Here is a 20,724-nt window from a genome sequence, read left to right as displayed (position 1 = left end):
GTATTATTCTCGATGATAAGGATGATTAGTAGTGAGCGACCACGCGCGATACAAACTTTCAGCCACTACAACACGAACAAGTGGGTGAGGTAATGTCAATGGCGAAAGCGACCAACTTTGCTCTGCAGCGGCTTTACATTCTGGCGAAAGCCCCTCAGGCCCACCAATCAACAAACAAACATCGCAACCATCATTTTTCCACGCTTCTAATTGCTCGGCTAGCTGCGGTGTCGTCCAAGGTTTACCAGGAATATCTAACGTCACAACTTTGCCTTTTCCACAGGCAGCTAACATCGCCTTACCTTCTTGCTCTAAAATACGTTTAATATCAGCATTTTTTCCACGCTTACCTGCTGGGATTTCAATCAGTTCAAAAGGCATATCTTTTGGGAAACGGCGTTGATATTCCTCAAAACCCGTTGTAACCCAAGAAGGCATTTTTGTTCCAACAGCAATTAACGTGATTTTCACAAGTCATCCTTATCTAAAAAGTGCGGTTATTTTTCACCGCACTTTACTAATATTTACGCCCAAAGTTTCTCTAATTGATACATTTCACGGGCGTCACGTTGCATGATATGTACGATAGCTTGACCAAGATCCACTACAATCCAATCTGCAGTATTTTTACCCTCTTCACCAAAAGTTTCAAAACCTGCTTTTTTACATTCTGTAATTAAATTATCTGCCATTGCAGAAACTTGGCGGCTCGATGTACCCGTGCAAATAATCATATTATCCGTAATCGATGATTTTCCACGTACATCAAAATGTACAATATCTGTTCCCTTTAACCCATCTAAGGTTTCCATCAAAAATTCAACTAACGCCATTTTGTTCTCACTTAGCAATAAAAGTGCGGAATTCTATCATTGAATACCCTCTTGCGCAAAATCCACGCAAAAAATAAGCGCGAAATTAACCGCGCTTTTTATGTCTAAATTGAAATTATTTTTACTATGCTGCCCATAATAACACTGCCAATAACTGTGGCGACATTATTCGCAAGAACATCACTAACGGATACACAGTGGCATAAGAAAGTGCTGCAGCACCGTTATCTTCTTTAATTTCATTAGCAAATGCTAAAGCGGGAGGATCCGTCATTGAACCTGCAAGTAAACCACAGATTGTAAGGTAATTCAGTTTGCCATATAGACGAGCCAAAATACCGGTAATCATTAATGGAATAAAGGTGATAAAAATACCGTATCCCATCCATTCAAGTCCCGAACCATTCACTAAAGTATCAAAGAAACTTCCGCCTGATTTTAAACCGACCACAGCCAAGAAAAGAACAATCCCAATTTCGCGTAACGCCAAGTTAGCACTAGGCGGCATAAACCAGTAAAGTTTACCAATCGTGCCAATTCTCGCTAAGATTAACGCAACCACCAATGGCCCGCCAGCAAGCCCTAATTTTAACGCAACAGGGAAACCTGGAATATAGAATGGAATCGAACCAACGAGTACTCCTAAACCAATGCCGATAAACACAGGTAACATTTGCACTTGAAGCAATTTTTGTTGTGCATTACCAATGACTGAAATAGCCTGATTTAGTACATCACTGCGTCCGACCATATGTAGCACATCGCCAAATTGCAGTGTGGTATTTCCCGTTGGAACTAACTCAATCCCTGCACGATTTAAACGTGAAATCACAACCCCATATTTTTGATGAATGCCTAAGGCACGGATCTTTTTGCCTAATACTTTTTCATTCGTTACCACCACACGCTCAGAACGAATTTCGCCACTATAGGCAACAGTTGGTGCATCAACTTCGTATCCGATAATTAAACGCATTTTGGCAAGCGAATTATCATCGCCCACTAATTGCAAAATATCGTTGATACGAATTTCAGTACTTGCCTTTGGAACAATTTCCATATCATCGCGTTTTAAACGTGAACATACGACTTCTTCATCACTAAATCCAGGAATTTGAATTAACGTCAGACCATCTAAATTTTGGTTCGTCACTTTTAAAGAAATATTATGTAAACTTTCTTTATCTTGACTGCTCTCCGCATTAAAACGTGCCGCTTCATCGTCCACTTTGACTTTAAAAAATAAGCGGATTAACCACATTGCAAGCAAAATACCGCAAATCCCGAATGGATAAGCCATTGCATAAGACACCCCCATAGTCACAGTGGTTTGAGGCACCCCTAATTCTGCTAAAATTTGCTGCCCTGCCCCCAACGCTGGCGTATTAGTAACAGCACCAGAATAAATACCTAAGGCAATATCCAGTGGAACATCCGCAATTTTATGTACAAGAACCACGGCAATTGACCCCAGCACAATAATCAAAATGGCAAAGGCATTTAGCTTTAAACCAGATTTTCGTAAAGAAGAAAAAAAGCCCGGCCCCACCTGAATACCAATAGTATAAACAAATAAAATTAAACCAAATTCTTGCACAAAATGCAGCGTATGCGCATCCAGTTTCAAGCCATATTGATTAGTGAAATGGGCAACAATAATGCCGCCAAACAGCACGCCACCAATGCCAAGCCCAACCCCGCGGATCTTCCAATGCCCGATCCATAAGCCGATTACGGCGACGAGGGCAAGAAGGCTAATCGTGATCGCAATATCACTCATATTGACCCCTTAAAAATGAAATTTAACTCCTTTGGATTATATCCAAGTTACTTTTTGAAAACCTTAACCAAACTCAAAAAATGATACGTTCGTCACATTTTTTCTTGCGAAATTGAGCATAGACTCTACAATACCGAAAATTTTTGACCCTTTTACAAAAAGTGCGGTTATTTTTCACCGCACTTTTATCTCGGATGGAATATTTATGGATTACAGCCAAGAAGCCATTACTTCTCTTATTTGGATTTTACAAACGCTAGCCATCACCTCAGTCGTCTTTAGTTTTGGCATTTTTCTTTTGGTGCGTTTTACTCAATGGGGAAGACAATTTTGGATGTTTGCAGGTGGTTATCTTTCGCCTAAACGTAGCATTAAACCTATCTTATTCTTTCTACTTATTGTTGCAATGACGCTACTTAGCGTACGTATCAGCCTTGTACATTCTGAGTGGTACAAAAATATGTACACATCATTGCAAGAATTTAATGAACATGTATTTTGGCAACAAATGGGCTTGTTCTGTGTCATTGCCGCAAGTTCTGTTTCAGCAGCATTAGTAAGCTATTATTTAGAGCAACGTTTCGTCATCAACTGGATTGAATGGCTTAACGAACAGCTTGTTGATAAATGGATGGCACATCGTGCCTATTACAAAACACAATATTTATCAGAAAATCTTGATAACCCCGATCAACGTATTCAACAAGATGTGCAATCTTATGTAAAAACCACGCTTTCTTTAAGCACTGGTGTCATTGATGCGGTAACCTCTATGATCTCTTATACGATTTTATTATGGGGATTAGCAGGTCCAATGATGGTACTTGGCGTGGAAATTCCGCATATGATGGTATTTTTAGTGTTTGGTTATGTCATCTTCACAACCCTCATCGCATTTTGGCTCGGTCGTCCATTAATATCCTTGAATTTTATTAATGAACTCCTAAACGCAAACTATCGTTATTCTTTAATTCGAATAAAAGAATATGCCGAAAGCATTGCTTTTTATGCGGGCGAAAAAGTCGAAAAAAATCAGCTTTATCAGCAGTTCAATGCCGTCATTCATAATATGTGGATTATTGTATTTAGAACACTAAAATTTTCAGGATTTAACTTAGTCGTAAGCCAAATTTCCGTGGTTTTTCCATTGTTAATTCAAGTTGGACGTTACTTTGAAAAACAAATAAAACTTGGCGATCTAATGCAAACCTTACAAGTATTTGGTCAGTTACACGCAAATCTTTCCTTCTTCCGCAATACTTATGATAATTTTGCAAGCTATAAAGCAACGCTAGATCGTTTAACTGGGTTCTGTTATGCCATTGAAAAAGCAAATAATAAATCACAAACACAGATCCACAATCATCCAACAGATGTGATTTTCAAAAATTTAAGTATTCAAAATCCATTAGGTCATACACTAATTAAACATCTAAACATTACCTTACCGCAAGGAACAAGTTTGCTTATTCAAGGAAAATCTGGAGCAGGAAAAACCACGCTTTTACGCACCATTGCGGGGCTTTGGAGCTATGCCGAGGGGGAAATAAATTGCCCTACGCACAATCAGCTTTTCTTGTCACAAAAGCCGTATGTGCCACAAGGAAATTTAATGTCAGCATTAGCTTATCCAAATAACGCTGACAATATTTCACATACACAAGCTGTAGAAATATTAAATAAAGTACAATTAGGACATTTGGCTGAACAATTAGAAAAAGAACAAGACTGGACGCGTATTCTTTCTCTTGGCGAACAACAGCGTTTGGCGTTTGCACGATTAATTCTACACAAACCAGCGGTGGCATTTTTAGATGAAGCCACAGCTAGTATGGATGAAGGTTTAGAATTTTCGATGTATCAATTGTTACAACAAGAACTACCACAAACGACAATCATCAGTGTGGGACACCGTTCAACCCTTAAAACCTTACATCAACAACAGTTAATTCTGCAAGACAAAGGGCAATGGCAAGTGCTATAAAAAACGCTAAAAAACACTGTAATCGCAACGCTTTTTTTGATACATTTAGTGCAATTTTTTGTATGTTTGACAAAGTCATTTTCTATTTTTTGTCAAACAAAACTAACTTTCATTTTAAACGGTATAATTATGTTATTTAAAAAAATTCGTGGGTTGTTTTCAAACGATCTTTCTATTGATTTAGGCACAGCTAATACTTTAATTTATGTCAAAAGACAAGGTATTGTACTTGATGAACCCTCTGTTGTTGCGATTCGTCAAGATCGCGTAGGCACATTAAAAAGCATTGCAGCTGTGGGTAAAGAAGCTAAATTAATGTTAGGTCGTACTCCCAAAAGTATTGTAGCAATTCGTCCGATGAAAGATGGCGTTATTGCAGACTTTTTTGTGACAGAAAAAATGTTGCAATACTTTATCAAACAAGTTCATAGCGGTAATTTTATGCGTCCAAGCCCGCGTGTATTAGTATGTGTGCCAGCTGGTGCAACACAAGTAGAACGCCGCGCAATTAAAGAATCAGCAATCGGTGCTGGTGCGCGTGAAGTATATTTAATTGAAGAACCAATGGCAGCTGCAATTGGGGCTAAATTACCCGTTTCTACTGCAGTTGGTTCTATGGTAATTGATATCGGTGGTGGTACGACAGAAGTGGCTGTAATTTCCTTAAATGGTATCGTATATTCTTCTTCCGTGCGTATCGGTGGTGACCGTTTCGACGAGGCGATTATTTCTTATGTTCGCCGCACTTTTGGCTCGGTTATCGGAGAACCTACCGCCGAACGCATCAAACAAGAAATTGGTTCTGCTTATATTCAAGAAGGTGACGAAATTAAAGAAATGGAAGTACACGGACATAATTTAGCCGAAGGTGCGCCACGTTCATTTACTTTAACATCACGTGATGTCCTAGAAGCCATTCAACAACCATTAAACGGTATTGTAGCAGCGGTTCGAACCGCACTTGAAGAATGCCAACCAGAACACGCAGCAGACATTTTCGAACGTGGTATGGTATTAACTGGTGGCGGTGCTTTATTACGTAATATTGATATTTTACTTTCTAAAGAATCTGGTGTCCCTGTTATCATCGCAGAAGATCCATTAACCTGTGTTGCTCGTGGTGGTGGCGAAGCATTAGAAATGATCGATATGCACGGCGGCGATATTTTTAGTGATGAAATTTAATTAGAATATGAACAAAAAGTGCGGTTAAAAATAACCGCACTTTTCCTTTCATTTTTTTCATTCAACAAGAGAAAGTTTAATGAAACCCATTTTCGGCAAAGCCCCTCCCCTAGGTATTCGTCTGCTTATCGCTATCTTTGCATCTATTGCCTTAATTTTAGCTGATGGACGTAATAGCTCAATAACGAAAGCACGTAGTGCAATGGAAACAGCAATAGGCGGTTTATATTATCTTGCAAATAGCCCTAGAAGCATCTTAGATGGCATTTCAGAAAATCTTGTTGATACCAATAAATTACAAATTGAAAACAAAGTACTACGCCAACAGCTTTTGGAAAAAAATGCAGATTTACTTTTACTTGATCAACTCAAAGTTGAAAATCAGCGATTACGTCTTTTATTAAATTCTCCGTTAAGAACCGATGAATACAAAAAAATTGCCGAAGTTCTTACTGCAGAAACAGATATTTATCGCCAACAAATTGTTATTAATCAAGGCAAAAAAGACGGTGCTTATATAGGTCAGCCTGTCATTGATGAAAAAGGCGTCATTGGACAAATTATTTCCGTGGGCGAAAATACTAGCCGAGTACTGCTACTCACAGACGTAACACACTCAATTCCAGTGCAAGTTCTACGCAATGATGTTCGTGTTATTGCGAGTGGGACTGGGCATACCGATGAACTAAGCCTCGATAACGTGCCTCGTTCCGTTGATATAGAAAAAGGCGATCTTCTCGTAACCTCTGGGCTTGGTGGACGTTTTCTTGAAGGCTATCCCGTAGCTGTTGTACAAAGCGTTTCGCGTGATAGCTCTAATTACTTTGCAATAGTTAAAGCTAAACCTTTAGCTTTATTAGAACGTTTACGTTATGTACTTTTACTTTGGCCAAGTAACCTAGATATATCAAAAGTAAAATCAATGTCGCCAGAAGAAGTTCGCAATCTGGTGCAAAAACGTTTAGAAAGCCAAGCTAATGAAGCAAATTATAGAGTGAAAAAAACACCCTTAACAGAAAAAGACTTTCTAGAAAATGAAGAAAAAACCATTATTGAACCAGATATTCCAACAGATTTTCTTCAAAATGAAGAAGATCTTCCCATAGAACAGCAAGAAGAAAGGATAGAAGACTAATGCAAACACGATTTATTTTACAATGGTTCACTATTTTAAGCTTCTTTGTTATTGCCTTTGTATTAGAACTTGCACCTTGGCCAGTTGGTTTCCAAATGCTAAAGCCTGCGTGGCTTGTACTTGTATTACTTTATTGGGTATTAGCTATTCCCAATAAAGTAAGTATAGGCTGGTCATTTTTACTCGGATTAACTTGGGATTTAATATTAGGCTCTACATTAGGCGTTCACGCTCTCGTACTTTCTACGAGCATGTACATCATTGCCAAAAACTATTTAATTCTGCGAAATTTATCACTTTGGTTCCAAAGTTTATTGGTTGTACTTTTCGTCTTCATTATAAGATTACTTATTTTCTTAGTTGAATTTTCACTCCATACTGCCTTTTTTCATTGGCAAGCCATCTTAGGCGCATTCGCTTCTGGTTTACTATGGCCGTGGGTATTTTTATTAATGCGCAAAATACGCAGAAAAGTTAAATTACATTAAAAAAGAGAGATAACTCTCTCTTTTTTATGATTTATGAATGTTTCAAACACCTAATTCAATGGCTTATTGCTATCCAGTAAAGAATCACATTCCCAACCGATATACTCTCCCGAAAATTGTTCAGCCAATTTTTCAAAACGTTCTACTTGTTCAAAAATTTCGCTATTTTCTAATGAAATTTCTTGCTCTAATTTTACCAAGAAATAAGGTTCGTCATCTTCATTAAACTGAATCGCTTGTGCAGAATATTGTAATGTCGTGAAAGAATAATCCCCTAAACTAAGCTCATCCATAAAAGGGAACATTTTCTGCTCTTCATCAAAATGAAAACTATGCTCTACTAAATAGGTATCACTTAAATTACGACCTTTACTTTTTAATAAATCAAGCAATTCTTCCGTTGCATTTAACTTAATCTCCAATGGAGAAGCGAGCAAAAAGTCAAAATAAGTATCCCAAATTAAATCCTTTTGCACATTAATATCTTTAACAAAATCAATTTGCTGTAAAGTTTCTACAATAAGATTTTCGTGCTTACAATAAAAATGTATTTTTATTTGAGAATTACAAATAAAATGCCCCGCAAAAAATACATTTGGAAGTGCGGTTAGTTGTGTCAAAATTTTAAATACACGGTTAATTAACTTATCGTATTCAACTTCTGAGGGTAAACCCGTTTCATCATCAGCCTGATAATCAATAGTAAACTGCACTATTTTATCGAGACCTTTACCGTGATATTTTTCAACATCTTCAATATTTGCGGTAAACACGGCAGGCATACCATTCACAGTAGAACGATAATTCTGCCAATTTGCCATATCCATTTCGCTTTCCTATTTAAATTCAGCCCAAATCGGTGCGTGATCAGACGGTTTTTCCATTGCTCGAATATCTAATGCAATGCCCACATCGACACATCGTTCAGCTAATTTTTGGCTTATCAAAATATGATCAATTCGTAAACCTCGATTATCATCAAAACCTTTAGAACGGTAATCAAACCACGAGAATTTATCATTTGCTGTTGGGTTCAGCTTACGAAAACTATCTTCTAATCCATAATCATACAAACGTTGATACCACGCTCTTTCTTCAGGTAAGAAAGAACATTTACCTGTGCGTAACCAACGTTTACGATTTTCATCTCCGATACCAATATCTAAATCACTTGGGCTAATATTCATATCGCCCATAATTAAAATCGGATTAGATCTGTCGTGTTCTTTTTCTAAATACTGTTGAAGATCTGCATAAAATTTCTCTTTAGCTGGAAATTTAGTCTCGTGCGCACGGCTTTCCCCCTGTGGGAAATAGCCATTAATGACGGTCAATAAACCAAATTCAGTTTCCAGATCAGCCATAATAATGCGTTTTTGTGCATCTTCATTGTCAGTTGGAAAACCACGACGAATCACTTTAGGTTCTTGTTTAGTCAATAATGCTACTCCATAATGACCTTTCTGACCATGATGAAATACGTGATAACCTAAGTTTTCTGTAATTTCATAGGGAAAAGCCTCGTCAGCAACTTTAATTTCCTGTAAGCCAATCACATCTGGCTGATATTTTTCAATAATGGCTTCAAGTTGATGTGGGCGAGCACGTAACCCATTTATATTGAAAGAAATAAATTTCATTTTTGTTCCTATTAAAGAGTGAAATTGGCTTTATTATACAGAGATTTCTATTTTGATAAAAACGGCTTTGTCAGATAAACCTGAATTTGCTCAAATACTGTAGGCTTAATCCAAAATTGACCTTGAGAAGGTAAACAAGTGACCGAAATAAAATCATTTAGATAATCAAATTCCAATTGAGTAGCGTGCAAATAAGTGCGGTCAATTTTTTCTGTGTTTTTACCATAAAGCCCATCGCCTAAAATCGGGCTACCTAAACTTTTCATCGCAACACGTAATTGATGCGTTTTCCCCGTTTGTGGTTTTAAAATAAATAAACGTAAATTAGGTTCACAGCTTACACTTGCAAAACGTGTAATTGCTGGATTTTCTTTGGTTTGACAAAGTTTCCATGCACCCTCTCGGGATTTCTTCATATCCCCGATAATCAAACCTTGTTTCTTTTTAGGCTTTTGGTTACTTAATGCCAGATACGTTTTATGTATTTTATGTTCAGAAAAAAGTCGTGAAAATTCAGCCGCACTTTCAGCATTTAACGCCAGAATTAACAAACCTGAAGTTACTTTATCTAAGCGATGAACCAACCATACTTTAGGCACATTCAGTTGTTTTGCAACAAGTTCTGTTAAGCCTTGCTCTTCTTGATCTTTATGAACGCTAATACCCTCAGACTTGTTGATAATAATAAAATCGCTATGTTGATAAACAACCTCGATTTCCATCAGATTTGCTCCTTTTTGTAAATTTTATTTTTACCGAGAACAATATCTTTTACCGAACTAAGTAATTCCTGTTGAATATGTGAGAGTTTTGGTTTTTCGTTTAATTGAAATGCTAACGGACGACAAAGTTCCATTGCTTTCACGCCTAATCTAGCAGTGAGTAATCCCACACCAATTCCTTGAGCGATACGTGTAGATAATTTTGCTGTCACATCTTGAGAAAGCCAATCCATTCCAATATCTTGTGCCACTTCGGTTGCTCCAGCAAAAGCGATATTGACCAATACCATTCTTAACAATCTAATACGTGAAAAATACCCTAATTCAATCCCATAAATTTCAGCAATCTTATTCATTAATCGAAGATTGCGCCACGCGATAAAAAACATATCCACTACAGCAAGTGGACTAATCGCGACAATCACAGCTGATTCAGCTGCCATTTTACTAATCAATTTTTTAGCTTGTGCATCAAAAGAAGACAAAACATGACGACTGAATAAATGAGCAATTTCTTGCGCCGAATAAGCTTCATTTAATTGGTGTTGCCATTGAATTACCGCTGGAGAATCATTTTCCAAACCTAAAGATTCTGCAATATCTAAGCAAAGAATTTTACTTTTTTCTGCGTTATGAACGGAAAAAACATCGCCATTTTTTACCGCACTTTCTAACCAAATCTGCTGACTTTGTTGTTGCCATTGCTCACGTTTTTTTAAACGAACTAAACGTCGCCACTCGCCAATAATCTCTTTAATCCCCAATAAAATGATAATCAAACTGACTAAAGCAAAAGCAAGATAAATCCATTGATGTTGTTGATAGCTATCCCAAATCCACTGCATGGATTGTGCAACCGTCGCCAAGCCAAATAAAAGTGCGGTAAATTTTAATAAAGTTTTTCTAAAACTGGATTTTGGTTTCAATGCTTGTTCAAGTTGAGCATCAAGTAACTCTCCATCCAACGCTTCATCTAGCTTTGCTTCCATATTATGGAATTCTTGCTTGGGCTGATAGTGTTCTTCCTCTACATTAACTGAATGTTCAAAAATTTGTTTTTCCATTGCCTATTCCAAAAAATAACCCCACTAAATAGTGGGGTCATAAAGTCAAAATTCAATCATTATTCATCACTTGAAAAGATAGAAAGTAATCTTAATAAACTCAAGAATAAATTGTAGATTGAAACATAGATGTTCACGGTTGCGCGAATGTAATTTGTTTCTCCACCGTGAATAATATTACTGGTTTCATACAAAATGGTCATTGTTGAGAACACTACAAATAATGCACTAATTGCGACCGATAACGCAGGAATTTGGAAGAAGAAACTCGCCACCATACCAAGCAATAACACAATAAATAATGCGAACATTGCGCTTGATAAAAATGACATATCTTTTTTCGTAGTCAATACATAAGCGGAACACGCAAAAAATACGATAGCAGTTCCTGCGAATGCAAGCATAATCAAATCTTCCATTCCACGTGCCACATACATATTTAAAATTGGCCCGATGGTGTATCCCATAAATCCAGTGAAAGCAAAGGCCGCCAAAATACCAGCAGGGCGATCAGCTAATTTATTGGTTAAGAAAAGTAAGCCATAAAAACCCACTAGTAACACAATAATATTTGGATAAGGCAAGTTTAAGCTCATTGAAATAAACGCAACAACCGCTGAAAAAGCCATTGTTAATCCCAGTAAAAAATACGTGTTACGCAACACTTTATGTGTGCTGAGTAACGATTCTTTTTGAGCATCCACAATAAGACGTGATTGCATAAAAGCTCCTTGTAAAATAAATAAAAAGTCTTCTGTAAAGTAAGGGCTAGGGATAAAAAAGTCAATGGTATTAATGGAATTAATTTCATCAAAATGAATAAATTATCATCATCTAAAGTTAAATCATCAAATTTCTATTTACATCAATAAAATATTCATTATACTACGCCCATCAATCACGGAGGAATGGTCGAGTGGTTGAAGGCACCGGTCTTGAAAACCGGCGAGGGTTTACGCCCTCCTAGGGTTCGAATCCCTATTCCTCCGCCATCAGAATTAAGAAATCCCTAAGTCACACGGCTTAGGGATTTTTACTTTGTATTACGTTATTTGGTCAATCCATTCACTAGTGAAATAACAGTCTGAATATCGCTATCAAACAATTTTCCTTCTTTCACAAATTTTACTTTTCCCGTTTTGTCTAACACGATAATTGCACTATCTTTAGAATTTAATCCCCAAGCATTTTTTACCGCACTTTTATCATCTAACACAACTTGACTATGTGGATTTTCCTGTTTGCCTTTTTGTGCACTATTTTTTACAAACATACCTGTACCAACAATCGCATCATCCGCATTAATAATAGTGGTTGTTTGGTATTTTACAGGATTAAAATGGGATGCTTTTATCGCATCAATCATCGACTGATTTTTCTCTTTTGCAGCCGTTCTACCCGCTAAATGATGAACAACACGCACTTTACCCGCTAATTCCGCAGAACCCCAAGGTTGAAACGCAGTATCTTTTCCTGAAAGCACAATTTCACCGTACTCCGTTACTTGCACTGCTGGTAAAGATTGCTCTAATTGCAAATTGTGTGCCCAAGTTGAACTACTAAACATTACGCCACAAACTAAGGCAAGAATTTGTTTTTTCATACATTTTCCTCAAAAATTTATCAAAAACTTTCACGCTTTGGCGAAAGACATCTTTTTGCTATACTCGTGCGCCTATTATATGTAATCAAGAAGGAAAACCCAATGGATCAAATGCCTAATTGCCCAAAATGTCAAAGTGAATACGTTTACCACGATTCAATTAATTTTGTTTGCCCTGATTGCGGTAATGAATGGGATAATAATGAAATTCAAGAATCAGATGACGATCAACTAATCGTAAAAGACAGCAATGGGAATTTGCTTGCAGAAGGCGACAATGTACTTTTGATTAAAGATTTAAAATTAAAAGGTTCATCAGAAGTATTGAAAAAAGGTACAAAATTCAAAAACATCCGCTTAGTAAATGGCGATCATAATGTCGATTGCGGCAAAATCATGTTGAAATCTGAGTTTTTGAAAAAGGCTTAATCGAAAAAACGCGGTCTAAATAGACCGCACTTTGCACTTTAAAGAAATAAATTTATTTAATAATCTCAATCACTTCTCTGACTAATCGTCCAATTTCATCCCAATTTTTGGATTGAATCAATTTTTTCTCCACAAACCAAGAGCCTCCACAAGCAACAATATTAGGAATAGCAAGATAATCCCTTATGTTATGAAGCCCTATACCACCAGTCGGCATTATCTGTAATTGAGCATAAGGACCGAGCAATGCTTTAATCATTTTCACTCCGCCTGAAGCCTCTGCAGGGAAAAATTTTACCGCCGAAATTCCCATTTCTAATGCAATTTCAATTGCCATAGGATTATTCACCCCTGGTGTTATTGGAAAATTTAAATCTTGACATAATTTCACAATTTTTGGATTAAATCCTGGTGTTACCACAAAATCCGCCCCACTACTTTTAGCTAAAACTACTTGTTCCGCAGTTAAAACTGTACCGGCAGCAATTAAAAAGTCAGGTCTATTTGCACGCAACAAACGGATCGCATCTGCCGCTGCTTCAGAGCGAAAAGTAATCTCTGCCACAGGTAAACCATTTTTAGCCAACGTATCTGCTAGCGGCAAAATATCGTCTGCATTATCCAACGCAATTACAGGCACAATTTTGAGTTCACGAAGTTTTTCAATAATTTGTTGAGTTGTGTATGACATAATTTTCCCTATTTAAAATAATTTTTTGCATTGTTGAAACAAATATCTTCAATCATTTTACCCAGTAATGAAATGTCATTTGGAGCTTCACCTTTTTCAACCCATCCACCAATCATTTCACACAAAATACGGCGGAAATACTCATGGCGAGTGTAAGATAAAAAACTACGTGAATCAGTTAGCATTCCAACAAATTGACTGAGTAACCCTAATTGAGAAAGCTGTTGTAACTGACGTTCCATTCCGTCTTTTTGATCGTTAAACCACCATCCAGAACCAAACTGTATTTTCCCTGCAATACCATCGCCTTGAAAGTTTCCGATCATACTAGCGATCATTTCATTATCTCGAGGATTTAAGCAATATAAAATAGTTTTAGGCAGTTGATTTTCCTTATCCATTGCATCTAACAAACGAGAGAGGGGATATGCATAAGTTCGATCACCAATGGAATCAAAGCCACTATCTGCACCGAGTAAAGCAAACATTCGACTATTATTGTTACGTATTGCACCAATATGCATTTGCATTACCCAGTGACGTTTACAATATTCCGAAGCCAACCAGACTAAAATTGCAGTACTAAATTGAGCAACTTCTTCTTCCAAGAGCGGTTGATTTTGCAAACGTTTTTGTAAAATACTATTCAATACTGATTCATCTGGAATAGCTGAAAAACGGACAATTTCCATACCATGATCAGCAGATTTACAACCTTGAGCATCAAAATATTCGAGACGTTTTAACAACGCTTTTTTTAAATCTGCAAACGTATAAATATCTACATCTGCAATTTCACTTAACTGTACAAGGTAGTCATTAAATTGTGGCAACTCAATTTTGAATACTTTATCAGGTCGCCAACTTGGTACAACATCAATATCAAAACTTTCATCATTCTTGATTGCTTGATGATATTGCAAAGAATCAATGGGATCATCTGTTGTCCCCACTAATTTCACGTTCATTTTCTGCATAATGCCTCGCGCAGAAAATTCAGGTTGTTGCAACATTTCATTACATTGATGCCAAATTTTTTCCGCATTTTGCGGATTAAATAACATATTGGTTATACCAAAAGGACGGCGTAATTCTAAATGTGTCCAGTGATAAATTGGATTACCAATACAAAGGGGGACTGTTTTCGCCCAAGCCAAATATTTTTGATAGTTAGTAGCCTTCCCTGTAATCAATTCTTCTGGTACTCCAGCTGTACGCAAAGCTCGCCATTTGTAGTGATCACCCTCTAGCCAAATTTCAGCTAAATCATTAAATTGACGATTTTCCGCCACTTCTCTTGGATTTAAATGACAGTGATAATCAAAAATAGGTTTATTTTTGGCATAATCATGATAGAGAATTTTTGCTGTATCCGTTGAAAGAAGGAAATTTTCATCCATAAATTGCTTCATTTTGCCCTCCTATACTCCACTATACGCAGAAAAACCGCCATCAACAGGTAAAACTACGCCATTGACAAAAGCAGAATAATTTTCATCTATTAAGAAAAGTAATGCACCGAGCAATTCTTCTGACTCACCAAAACGTCCCATTGGTGTGTTAGTGAGGATTTTATTTGCTCTATCTGTTGGTTTTCCTTCAGTATCAAATAATAAAGTGCGGTTTTGATTACTAACTAAAAATCCTGGTGCGATAGCATTACAACGAATACCAACTTTTGAGAAATATACAGCAAGCCATTGAGTAAAATTACTGATTGCAGCTTTTGTACCAGAGTAAGCAGGTATCTTTGTAAGTGGTGTAAAGGCATTCATACTGGAAATATTAATAATATTTGCCCCTTGTTTACCAAGCATATCTTTTGAAAAAACTTGGGTTGGTAATAATGAACCTAAGTAATTGAGATTAAATACAAATTCTATACCAGATTTATCTAAATCAAAGAATGTTCTTGTCGTTTCATTTAAATCAAATTGATGGAACTCATTATCTGTTGTCGCTTTTGGATTATTCCCACCAGCACCATTAATTAAAATATCACAAGTGCCAAAATCAATAGCTATTTGATCACGCACTTCTTTAATATTTTCAAGTTCTAACACATTAGTTTTATAAGCTTTTGCTTTTCCACCTGATTGGTTAATTTCTTTTGCTGCTTTGTCTGCTGCCTCGAAATTCAAATCTAACAAGGCAATATTAGCTTTAGTATACGCTAACTGCTTAGCTAGAAATGAACATAGCACTCCGCCAGCCCCCGTGATTATAATTAGTTTATTTTCTAAGTTATGGTTTGCTGCAATATTCATAGTAAACTCCATTAATTAAATTCAGATTGAAGATGAGACGTTGCGACTTTATCTATAATCGCACCTTTATATTGAATGATGATGCCAGCAATACGATTGCCTTGCTGACAACAAGTTTCGAGAGGTTTATTTCGTAAATAACCGTTCAGAAATCCAGCATTAAAAGAATCACCAGCAGAGGTTGTATCTACCACATTTAAAATAGGTTCAGTCATCACTTGCCCATATTGAGATAAATACCTATCTGAAAAAATAGCACCATTCTTACCGCACTTCACAATCACTTTTGGTATACCAATTTTATGTAATCGTTCTAAAGTATCCCTAGATGTTTTATCTTTCCATAATGCTTGTTCATCATCAAAAGTCACCAAAGCTATATTAACACTAGGTAAAAGCTGCAAATAACAATCTTGGGCTTCTTCTAATGAATCCCAAAGTGCAGGGCGATAATTACTATCAAAAACAATTTCTGCGCCTTTTTTAGCTAAAGAAGATAATTGCTCAATTAAAAAAGTGCGGTCATTTTTCGGTAAGATTGCTAATGAAATACCACTTAAATAAATCACATCAACTTGCTGAAGTTCTGCAATAACCTTAGCAAAATCCGGATGTTGAACCATATAATGTGCTGCAGATTGATTACGCCAATAAAGGAACGTGCGTTCGCCTTGAGCATCTAATTGGATTAGATAAAGACCTGGTTGATGCTGTTCATCCTGTAAAACCCAATTTGTTTGGATGCCATCAGCTTGCCAATATTTAAGCATTTGTTTACTTAAATTATCAGTTCCTAATGCAGAGACATAATGAACTTGAATCTCTTTTGATGAACTTACTCGACTAAGATAAGTTGCAGAATTTAAGGTATCACCACCATAACTTTGCCACATTTCCGCAAAGGGTTTCCCATTGAGTTCAATCATACACTCGCCGATAAATGCTATTTTTTTCATGATGCAACTTCCTAATAAATCAAGATAACCAATTCATTGGAACAATTACAATTTCAGGAAAAAATACGATCAACATCATAATAATTGCGTACACAAATAAGAATGGAGCAATTCCTTTGGATAATGCTCCTATCCCTAATTTTGATATCCCTGAGCCTACATACAAAACTGTTCCCACAGGCGGTGTTATTAATCCTATAGATAAATTAATCACCATCATGATTCCAAAATACGCAATATCAATATTATATGCTCTTAACACTGGTAATAAGACTGGAACAAAAATTAATACCGCAGGAATTAAATCCATTACACATCCAACAAGTAATAAAAATAGCATTATAATAAACATTAAAATTGTCGGACTATCAGTTAATCCTTTAATCGTTTGGACTAATTCTGTTGGAATTTGAGCAACTGTAATCGCAAAAGCAGATATCATTGCTGATGCAGCAACAAACATTACCATTGATGTTGTTTTGATGGTGCCAATGAAGACGTCTTTTAATTTAGAAAATGTTAAGCCTTTATAAGCAATACTTACTATGCCAGCATAAATTGCAGCAACAACTCCCGCTTCTGTTGGAGTAAAAATCCCTCCTCTTAATCCCACAATAATAATGATAGGTAATAATAAAGGCCAAAATGCTTTTTTAAAAGCAACCCATCTTTCTTTGCCAGTTTGTTTTCTTTCTAGACTTGTATCATTATTTCTATACAAAATTTTCCAAGTAACCCATAATCCAACGACCATTAATAAGCCTGGTACAGTTCCCCCCATAAATAATTTAGTGATGGATGCTCCAGCAGTAATACCGTAAATGATCATAGGAATGCTTGGAGGAATAACAACTGAAATAATACCTGCAGCACAAATTAATCCTATGGAACGAGCACCATCATATTTTTTAGAAATCATCATAGGAATTAGTATTGCACCTAACGCGGCCGTATCCGCTACCGCAGAACCAGATAACCCTGCAAATATCAACCCAGAAATGATCGCAACATAACCTAAACCACCTTTAATATGACCAACCATACTTGTTGCAAAATTAATGATTCGCTCAGAAATTCCACCATGCTTCATTATTTCTCCAGTAAGCATAAAGAAAGGAATAGCCATCAAAGGAAAATTATTCGTTCCCATCACAAAGTTTTCTGTAATTAATTGCGTATCAAACATATCAAGATGATATAGCATAATACTCGCACTCAACAGCATTGATAGTGCTACAGGTACACCAAGAAATAACAATAAGAATAAACTACACAAAAATAATAGTAACATTATAAGCTCCTATTTATCAGAGGATTCTTTATAATCTTTAATCATGCTAAACATGACAATAAAAAAGTAAGATACGGCAGATATAACAGCAGCTAAATATAAAAAAGATGAAGATATACCTGTAGCTGGCATTTGTTGAGTATAGGTCAAAGACATCAGTTGTAATGCACCATAAGCTATAAAAATCATTGCAATCAGAACGCATATATTTGCAACTATTAAGACTATTTTTCTATACTGCTCAGGTAACGCAGAAATAATAATATCAACAGTAAGATGAGCTTTATCCTTGGCAACAAGGATAATCCCAAAGAAAATCATATATACAAAACAAATCCTAGAAAACTCTTCAGAAAATGCAATTCCAGAATCAAAGAAGTACCTCAAGACAGAATTAAAAAACACGAGAGAAATCATAATAACTAATGCTAAGATAGAAAGATATTCTAATGCTTTGTCTAAATACTTTGCTATTTTCATAAAACAAGCTCCTTCTTTATCCCCCATGAGCAATTTATAAAATTGAACATAGGGGATCTTATTAATTATTTAGCTTCGTTAATTTTTTGGACTACATCCTTAGCCCAATCATATTTTTTATAAAAACTATCATAAAGCACCTTAGATGCATTCACCATGTCATTTTTAAATGCTTCACTTGGTACGATAATTTCATTTCCATGTTTAGCTAGATAATCTTTAACTTCTAATTCTGTTTTAATTGCTAATTCCCACTCTTTCTCTTGATACAATTTAGCTGCTTTTTCAAAAATAATTTGATCTTCTTTTGGAATTTTATTCCAAGTTTTTAAGCTAATTTGTAATAATCCTGGAGAGAAAATATGGTTACTTTGGATAATATATTTTTGTACTTCATATAACCCAGAGTCTTTAATTAACATATACGGATTTTCTTGACCATCAATTACCTTTTGTTCTAATGCAGTAAAAACTTCACTGAGCGGCATGCTTTGTGGATTTATATTCATTGCTTTAGCCCAATCAACAAAAAGTGAATTCAGCGGAACTCTTAAACGTAAACCTTTAAAATCGTCAAATTTCTCTAATTTTTTATTAGATGAAATAACACGAAATCCATTCATACCATAGGCAAGTAATTTAATTCCATACTTCTCCATTTTTTGACCAATTTTATTTGCGATTGGAGATTCCAATACTTTTTTAGCCTCTTGATTATCCTTAAATAAATAAGGCCATTCCCAAACTCCAAAAATAGGATCTACATTTTGCAATAATAAACCTGTAATACCTGCTTCTATAGTGCCATTACGTAATCCATTTACAATTTGATCTTCACCGCCAAGTTGATTATTAGGATAAAGTCTAATCTCATATCTATGATTTGTTTCATTTTCAATTGTTTTCTTAAAATATTCCTGTAATGCAATATGTGATGGATGTATATCAGAATTATAATGTCCTAACTTAATAATTGTTTTTCCAAATGCACTGCTACTAAACAATATACTTGAAGCAAGTAATAATTTACCTAAGCTTTTAATTGACTTCATAACTTTCTCCTTATTGATTATGTTTTTTAGAAAACTGCATTAATTTTTAAATAATTTTCTGGATGATCAGATAAATCAGAAATAAAACTAGGAATTTCTTCAAATTTGATACACTTAGTAATGATATGAGATGCATTAATTTTATTAGTAGCAAGCATATCCAATGCCTCCTCAAATTCCCCCTTGCTTGTTCTAGAACCATAAATATTCAATTCTTTAAAGGTAATTAAATTTGTTGGTAATGGAGTTTCTGTTTTTGGCCATCCTGTTAAAGCAATTCTTCCTGCAAAGGAGGTATAATGCAGAGTATTTTTGATAGAAATATTAGCACCAGATGCCTCCATAACAACTTCTGCCATACGACCACTTGTAATTTCCTTAATTCTTTTAATGTCATCCTCCTTATGCGGATTTACAATATGTTCAATTCCCAAGGATTTTGCATACTCAAGACGTTGTTCTAATATATCAACTAAAATTGGGATTGCTCCATATTGAACCGCTGCTAATGCTGCCATTAATCCAATTGCACCAGCTCCAATAATTACTATGTGTTCCCCTGATTTTAAAGTTGTTCTATGTAAAGCATGTAAAGCTATTGTTAAAGGTTCAGCTAAAGGTAATTGATGAATCGGTAGGTTATCTGGGACTTTAGTTAAAAGATGAGCGGGATGTCTAATTACCTCTTGCATACCTCCATCAATATGAACACCAATTACCTTTAATGATTCACAACAATTGGTTCTACCAATTGAACAAGGATAGCATTGACCACAAAAAACATAAGGATCAACAATTACTCGGTCTCCAACCCTCACCCTATCCGGCATACCAATTCCACTTTCAATTACTCTCCCTACAATTTCATGCCCAAGTATTCTTGGATAAGTTACTAATGGATTAGTTCCTCTATATGCACCAATATCAGAACCACAAATCCCCATTGATTCTACCTGAATAAGTACATCATTATCACTTTTCTCGGGATAAGGCACTTCTTTAACAACTACATTGTTTGGTTTTTCTAAGCATATTGCTTTGATTCGCTCCTTCATTTTTAGACTCCTTATATGCCATTGACAGAATAAAATTACTTGTTATGTTTAACTATGATATGATTATGA

At 35.9% G+C, this 20,724-nt stretch carries 22 protein-coding genes and 1 tRNA gene; 6 read left to right on the top strand and 17 right to left on the bottom strand.

Going from position 1 to position 20,724, the window contains the following annotated elements:
* Positions 1–3 precede the first annotated feature (3 nt).
* The 3 genes from rlmH to AT683_RS05560 all read right to left on the bottom strand — a co-directional run bounded on the left by rlmH (position 4) and on the right by AT683_RS05560 (position 2,613).
* Positions 4–471, bottom strand: coding sequence for a 23S rRNA (pseudouridine(1915)-N(3))-methyltransferase RlmH (gene rlmH, locus AT683_RS05570; protein ID WP_005657809.1), 468 nt, complete (start codon positions 469–471; stop codon positions 4–6).
* Between the two features lie 53 nt (positions 472–524).
* Positions 525–833, bottom strand: a complete 309-nt coding sequence (rsfS, locus tag AT683_RS05565; RefSeq protein WP_005635481.1) for a ribosome silencing factor — start codon at positions 831–833, stop codon at positions 525–527.
* Between the two features lie 124 nt (positions 834–957).
* Positions 958–2,613: a putative transporter gene (locus tag AT683_RS05560; RefSeq protein ID WP_011271789.1), complete on the bottom strand. Its 1,656-nt coding sequence runs from the start codon at positions 2,611–2,613 to the stop codon at positions 958–960.
* Between the two features lie 205 nt (positions 2,614–2,818).
* Between AT683_RS05560 and AT683_RS05555 the strand changes: the two genes are divergently transcribed.
* From AT683_RS05555 to mreD, 4 genes are all read left to right on the top strand, one after another.
* A complete protein-coding gene (locus tag AT683_RS05555; protein ID WP_011271790.1) occupies positions 2,819–4,597 on the top strand; it encodes an ABC transporter ATP-binding protein/permease in 1,779 nt (592 codons plus the stop codon).
* A gap of 129 nt (positions 4,598–4,726) precedes the next feature.
* A complete protein-coding gene (locus AT683_RS05550; RefSeq protein WP_005657804.1) occupies positions 4,727–5,782 on the top strand; it encodes a rod shape-determining protein in 1,056 nt (351 codons plus the stop codon).
* A 79-nt stretch (positions 5,783–5,861) separates the two neighbouring features.
* Positions 5,862–6,917 carry a rod shape-determining protein MreC gene (gene mreC, locus AT683_RS05545; RefSeq protein ID WP_058222199.1) on the top strand — a complete coding sequence of 352 codons (1,056 nt, stop codon included), beginning with the start codon at positions 5,862–5,864 and terminating at the stop codon, positions 6,915–6,917.
* Positions 6,917–7,405, top strand: coding sequence for a rod shape-determining protein MreD (mreD, locus tag AT683_RS05540; RefSeq protein ID WP_005657800.1), 489 nt, complete (start codon positions 6,917–6,919; stop codon positions 7,403–7,405). The genes mreC and mreD overlap by 1 nt, the downstream gene beginning before the upstream one ends.
* Before the next feature lie 50 nt (positions 7,406–7,455).
* On the opposite strand, the gene AT683_RS05535 is transcribed toward mreD, so the two are convergent.
* From AT683_RS05535 to AT683_RS05515, 5 genes are read right to left on the bottom strand one after another with little or no spacing between them, the layout of a single operon-like run.
* The gene (locus AT683_RS05535) at positions 7,456–8,232 is read right to left on the bottom strand and encodes a TIGR01619 family protein (RefSeq protein WP_005657798.1); all 777 of its coding nucleotides are present in this window, start codon (positions 8,230–8,232) and stop codon (positions 7,456–7,458) included.
* A gap of 9 nt (positions 8,233–8,241) precedes the next feature.
* Positions 8,242–9,045, bottom strand: a complete 804-nt coding sequence (gene xthA / locus AT683_RS05530) for an exodeoxyribonuclease III (RefSeq protein ID WP_011271791.1) — start codon at positions 9,043–9,045, stop codon at positions 8,242–8,244.
* A gap of 47 nt (positions 9,046–9,092) precedes the next feature.
* Positions 9,093–9,767 carry a TIGR01621 family pseudouridine synthase gene (locus AT683_RS05525; protein WP_011271792.1) on the bottom strand — a complete coding sequence of 225 codons (675 nt, stop codon included), beginning with the start codon at positions 9,765–9,767 and terminating at the stop codon, positions 9,093–9,095.
* The gene (locus AT683_RS05520; RefSeq protein WP_011271793.1) at positions 9,767–10,831 is read right to left on the bottom strand and encodes a YcjF family protein; all 1,065 of its coding nucleotides are present in this window, start codon (positions 10,829–10,831) and stop codon (positions 9,767–9,769) included. The genes AT683_RS05525 and AT683_RS05520 overlap by 1 nt, the downstream gene beginning before the upstream one ends.
* Positions 10,832–10,890: 59 nt before the next feature.
* Positions 10,891–11,553: a Bax inhibitor-1/YccA family membrane protein gene (locus AT683_RS05515; protein ID WP_005649826.1), complete on the bottom strand. Its 663-nt coding sequence runs from the start codon at positions 11,551–11,553 to the stop codon at positions 10,891–10,893.
* A 180-nt stretch (positions 11,554–11,733) separates the two neighbouring features.
* On the opposite strand from AT683_RS05515, the gene AT683_RS05510 reads away from it, so the two are divergent.
* A tRNA-Ser gene (locus AT683_RS05510) sits at positions 11,734–11,823 on the top strand.
* 56 nt (positions 11,824–11,879) lie between these two features.
* On the opposite strand, the gene AT683_RS05505 is transcribed toward AT683_RS05510, so the two are convergent.
* Complete coding sequence (locus AT683_RS05505) at positions 11,880–12,434, bottom strand: YtfJ family protein (RefSeq protein ID WP_005687488.1); 555 nt, start codon at positions 12,432–12,434, stop codon at positions 11,880–11,882.
* 102 nt (positions 12,435–12,536) lie between these two features.
* On the opposite strand from AT683_RS05505, the gene AT683_RS05500 reads away from it, so the two are divergent.
* Entirely contained in the window at positions 12,537–12,863 is a 327-nt protein-coding gene (locus tag AT683_RS05500) for a zinc ribbon domain-containing protein YjdM (protein WP_010868923.1), read from the top strand.
* A 52-nt stretch (positions 12,864–12,915) separates the two neighbouring features.
* On the opposite strand, the gene AT683_RS05495 is transcribed toward AT683_RS05500, so the two are convergent.
* Genes AT683_RS05495 through AT683_RS05460 form a run of 8 tightly spaced genes read right to left on the bottom strand, consistent with a single transcriptional unit; the run spans position 12,916 to position 20,655 of the window.
* On the bottom strand, positions 12,916–13,554 hold the full coding sequence (locus AT683_RS05495; protein WP_011271794.1) for a bifunctional 4-hydroxy-2-oxoglutarate aldolase/2-dehydro-3-deoxy-phosphogluconate aldolase: 639 nt from the start codon (positions 13,552–13,554) through the stop codon (positions 12,916–12,918).
* Positions 13,555–13,562: 8 nt separating this feature from the next.
* The gene (gene uxaC / locus AT683_RS05490) at positions 13,563–14,966 is read right to left on the bottom strand and encodes a glucuronate isomerase (protein ID WP_011271795.1); all 1,404 of its coding nucleotides are present in this window, start codon (positions 14,964–14,966) and stop codon (positions 13,563–13,565) included.
* A gap of 9 nt (positions 14,967–14,975) precedes the next feature.
* The gene (locus tag AT683_RS05485) at positions 14,976–15,821 is read right to left on the bottom strand and encodes an SDR family oxidoreductase (RefSeq protein ID WP_058222198.1); all 846 of its coding nucleotides are present in this window, start codon (positions 15,819–15,821) and stop codon (positions 14,976–14,978) included.
* Between the two features lie 11 nt (positions 15,822–15,832).
* Positions 15,833–16,777 carry a sugar kinase gene (locus tag AT683_RS05480; protein ID WP_038440964.1) on the bottom strand — a complete coding sequence of 315 codons (945 nt, stop codon included), beginning with the start codon at positions 16,775–16,777 and terminating at the stop codon, positions 15,833–15,835.
* Positions 16,778–16,796: 19 nt separating this feature from the next.
* A complete protein-coding gene (locus AT683_RS05475) occupies positions 16,797–18,068 on the bottom strand; it encodes a TRAP transporter large permease (RefSeq protein ID WP_058222197.1) in 1,272 nt (423 codons plus the stop codon).
* Positions 18,069–18,077: 9 nt separating this feature from the next.
* Positions 18,078–18,575 carry a TRAP transporter small permease gene (locus tag AT683_RS05470; RefSeq protein WP_005693871.1) on the bottom strand — a complete coding sequence of 166 codons (498 nt, stop codon included), beginning with the start codon at positions 18,573–18,575 and terminating at the stop codon, positions 18,078–18,080.
* Between the two features lie 38 nt (positions 18,576–18,613).
* Positions 18,614–19,600: a DctP family TRAP transporter solute-binding subunit gene (locus AT683_RS05465; RefSeq protein WP_005667998.1), complete on the bottom strand. Its 987-nt coding sequence runs from the start codon at positions 19,598–19,600 to the stop codon at positions 18,614–18,616.
* Between the two features lie 26 nt (positions 19,601–19,626).
* Positions 19,627–20,655, bottom strand: a complete 1,029-nt coding sequence (locus tag AT683_RS05460) for a zinc-binding dehydrogenase (RefSeq protein WP_005667996.1) — start codon at positions 20,653–20,655, stop codon at positions 19,627–19,629.
* Positions 20,656–20,724: the final 69 nt, after the last annotated feature.

The organism is Haemophilus influenzae, assembly GCF_001457655.1.
Taxonomy (GTDB): Bacteria; Pseudomonadota; Gammaproteobacteria; order Enterobacterales; family Pasteurellaceae; genus Haemophilus; species Haemophilus influenzae.
The sequence above is the reverse complement of the archived record's forward strand: the minus strand, read 5'-3'. Positions and strand labels throughout refer to the sequence as shown.

What these genes read in the sequence shown, in the direction of transcription:
- AT683_RS05460 (WP_005667996.1), bottom strand. Translation starts at nt 20,655, where the DNA reads ATGAAGGAGCGAATCAAAGCAATATGCTTAGAAAAACCAAACAATGTA.
- AT683_RS05525 (WP_011271792.1), bottom strand. Translation starts at nt 9,767, where the DNA reads ATGGAAATCGAGGTTGTTTATCAACATAGCGATTTTATTATTATCAAC.
- rsfS (WP_005635481.1), bottom strand. Translation starts at nt 833, where the DNA reads ATGGCGTTAGTTGAATTTTTGATGGAAACCTTAGATGGGTTAAAGGGA.
- AT683_RS05550 (WP_005657804.1), top strand. Translation starts at nt 4,727, where the DNA reads ATGTTATTTAAAAAAATTCGTGGGTTGTTTTCAAACGATCTTTCTATT.
- AT683_RS05465 (WP_005667998.1), bottom strand. Translation starts at nt 19,600, where the DNA reads ATGAAGTCAATTAAAAGCTTAGGTAAATTATTACTTGCTTCAAGTATA.
- AT683_RS05505 (WP_005687488.1), bottom strand. Translation starts at nt 12,434, where the DNA reads ATGAAAAAACAAATTCTTGCCTTAGTTTGTGGCGTAATGTTTAGTAGT.
- AT683_RS05495 (WP_011271794.1), bottom strand. Translation starts at nt 13,554, where the DNA reads ATGTCATACACAACTCAACAAATTATTGAAAAACTTCGTGAACTCAAA.
- mreD (WP_005657800.1), top strand. Translation starts at nt 6,917, where the DNA reads ATGCAAACACGATTTATTTTACAATGGTTCACTATTTTAAGCTTCTTT.
- AT683_RS05520 (WP_011271793.1), bottom strand. Translation starts at nt 10,831, where the DNA reads ATGGAAAAACAAATTTTTGAACATTCAGTTAATGTAGAGGAAGAACAC.
- xthA (WP_011271791.1), bottom strand. Translation starts at nt 9,045, where the DNA reads ATGAAATTTATTTCTTTCAATATAAATGGGTTACGTGCTCGCCCACAT.
- AT683_RS05485 (WP_058222198.1), bottom strand. Translation starts at nt 15,821, where the DNA reads ATGAATATTGCAGCAAACCATAACTTAGAAAATAAACTAATTATAATC.
- AT683_RS05560 (WP_011271789.1), bottom strand. Translation starts at nt 2,613, where the DNA reads ATGAGTGATATTGCGATCACGATTAGCCTTCTTGCCCTCGTCGCCGTA.
- AT683_RS05515 (WP_005649826.1), bottom strand. Translation starts at nt 11,553, where the DNA reads ATGCAATCACGTCTTATTGTGGATGCTCAAAAAGAATCGTTACTCAGC.
- AT683_RS05480 (WP_038440964.1), bottom strand. Translation starts at nt 16,777, where the DNA reads ATGAAAAAAATAGCATTTATCGGCGAGTGTATGATTGAACTCAATGGG.
- AT683_RS05500 (WP_010868923.1), top strand. Translation starts at nt 12,537, where the DNA reads ATGGATCAAATGCCTAATTGCCCAAAATGTCAAAGTGAATACGTTTAC.
- AT683_RS05470 (WP_005693871.1), bottom strand. Translation starts at nt 18,575, where the DNA reads ATGGGGGATAAAGAAGGAGCTTGTTTTATGAAAATAGCAAAGTATTTA.
- AT683_RS05535 (WP_005657798.1), bottom strand. Translation starts at nt 8,232, where the DNA reads ATGGATATGGCAAATTGGCAGAATTATCGTTCTACTGTGAATGGTATG.
- AT683_RS05555 (WP_011271790.1), top strand. Translation starts at nt 2,819, where the DNA reads ATGGATTACAGCCAAGAAGCCATTACTTCTCTTATTTGGATTTTACAA.
- AT683_RS05475 (WP_058222197.1), bottom strand. Translation starts at nt 18,068, where the DNA reads ATGTTACTATTATTTTTGTGTAGTTTATTCTTATTGTTATTTCTTGGT.
- mreC (WP_058222199.1), top strand. Translation starts at nt 5,862, where the DNA reads ATGAAACCCATTTTCGGCAAAGCCCCTCCCCTAGGTATTCGTCTGCTT.
- uxaC (WP_011271795.1), bottom strand. Translation starts at nt 14,966, where the DNA reads ATGAAGCAATTTATGGATGAAAATTTCCTTCTTTCAACGGATACAGCA.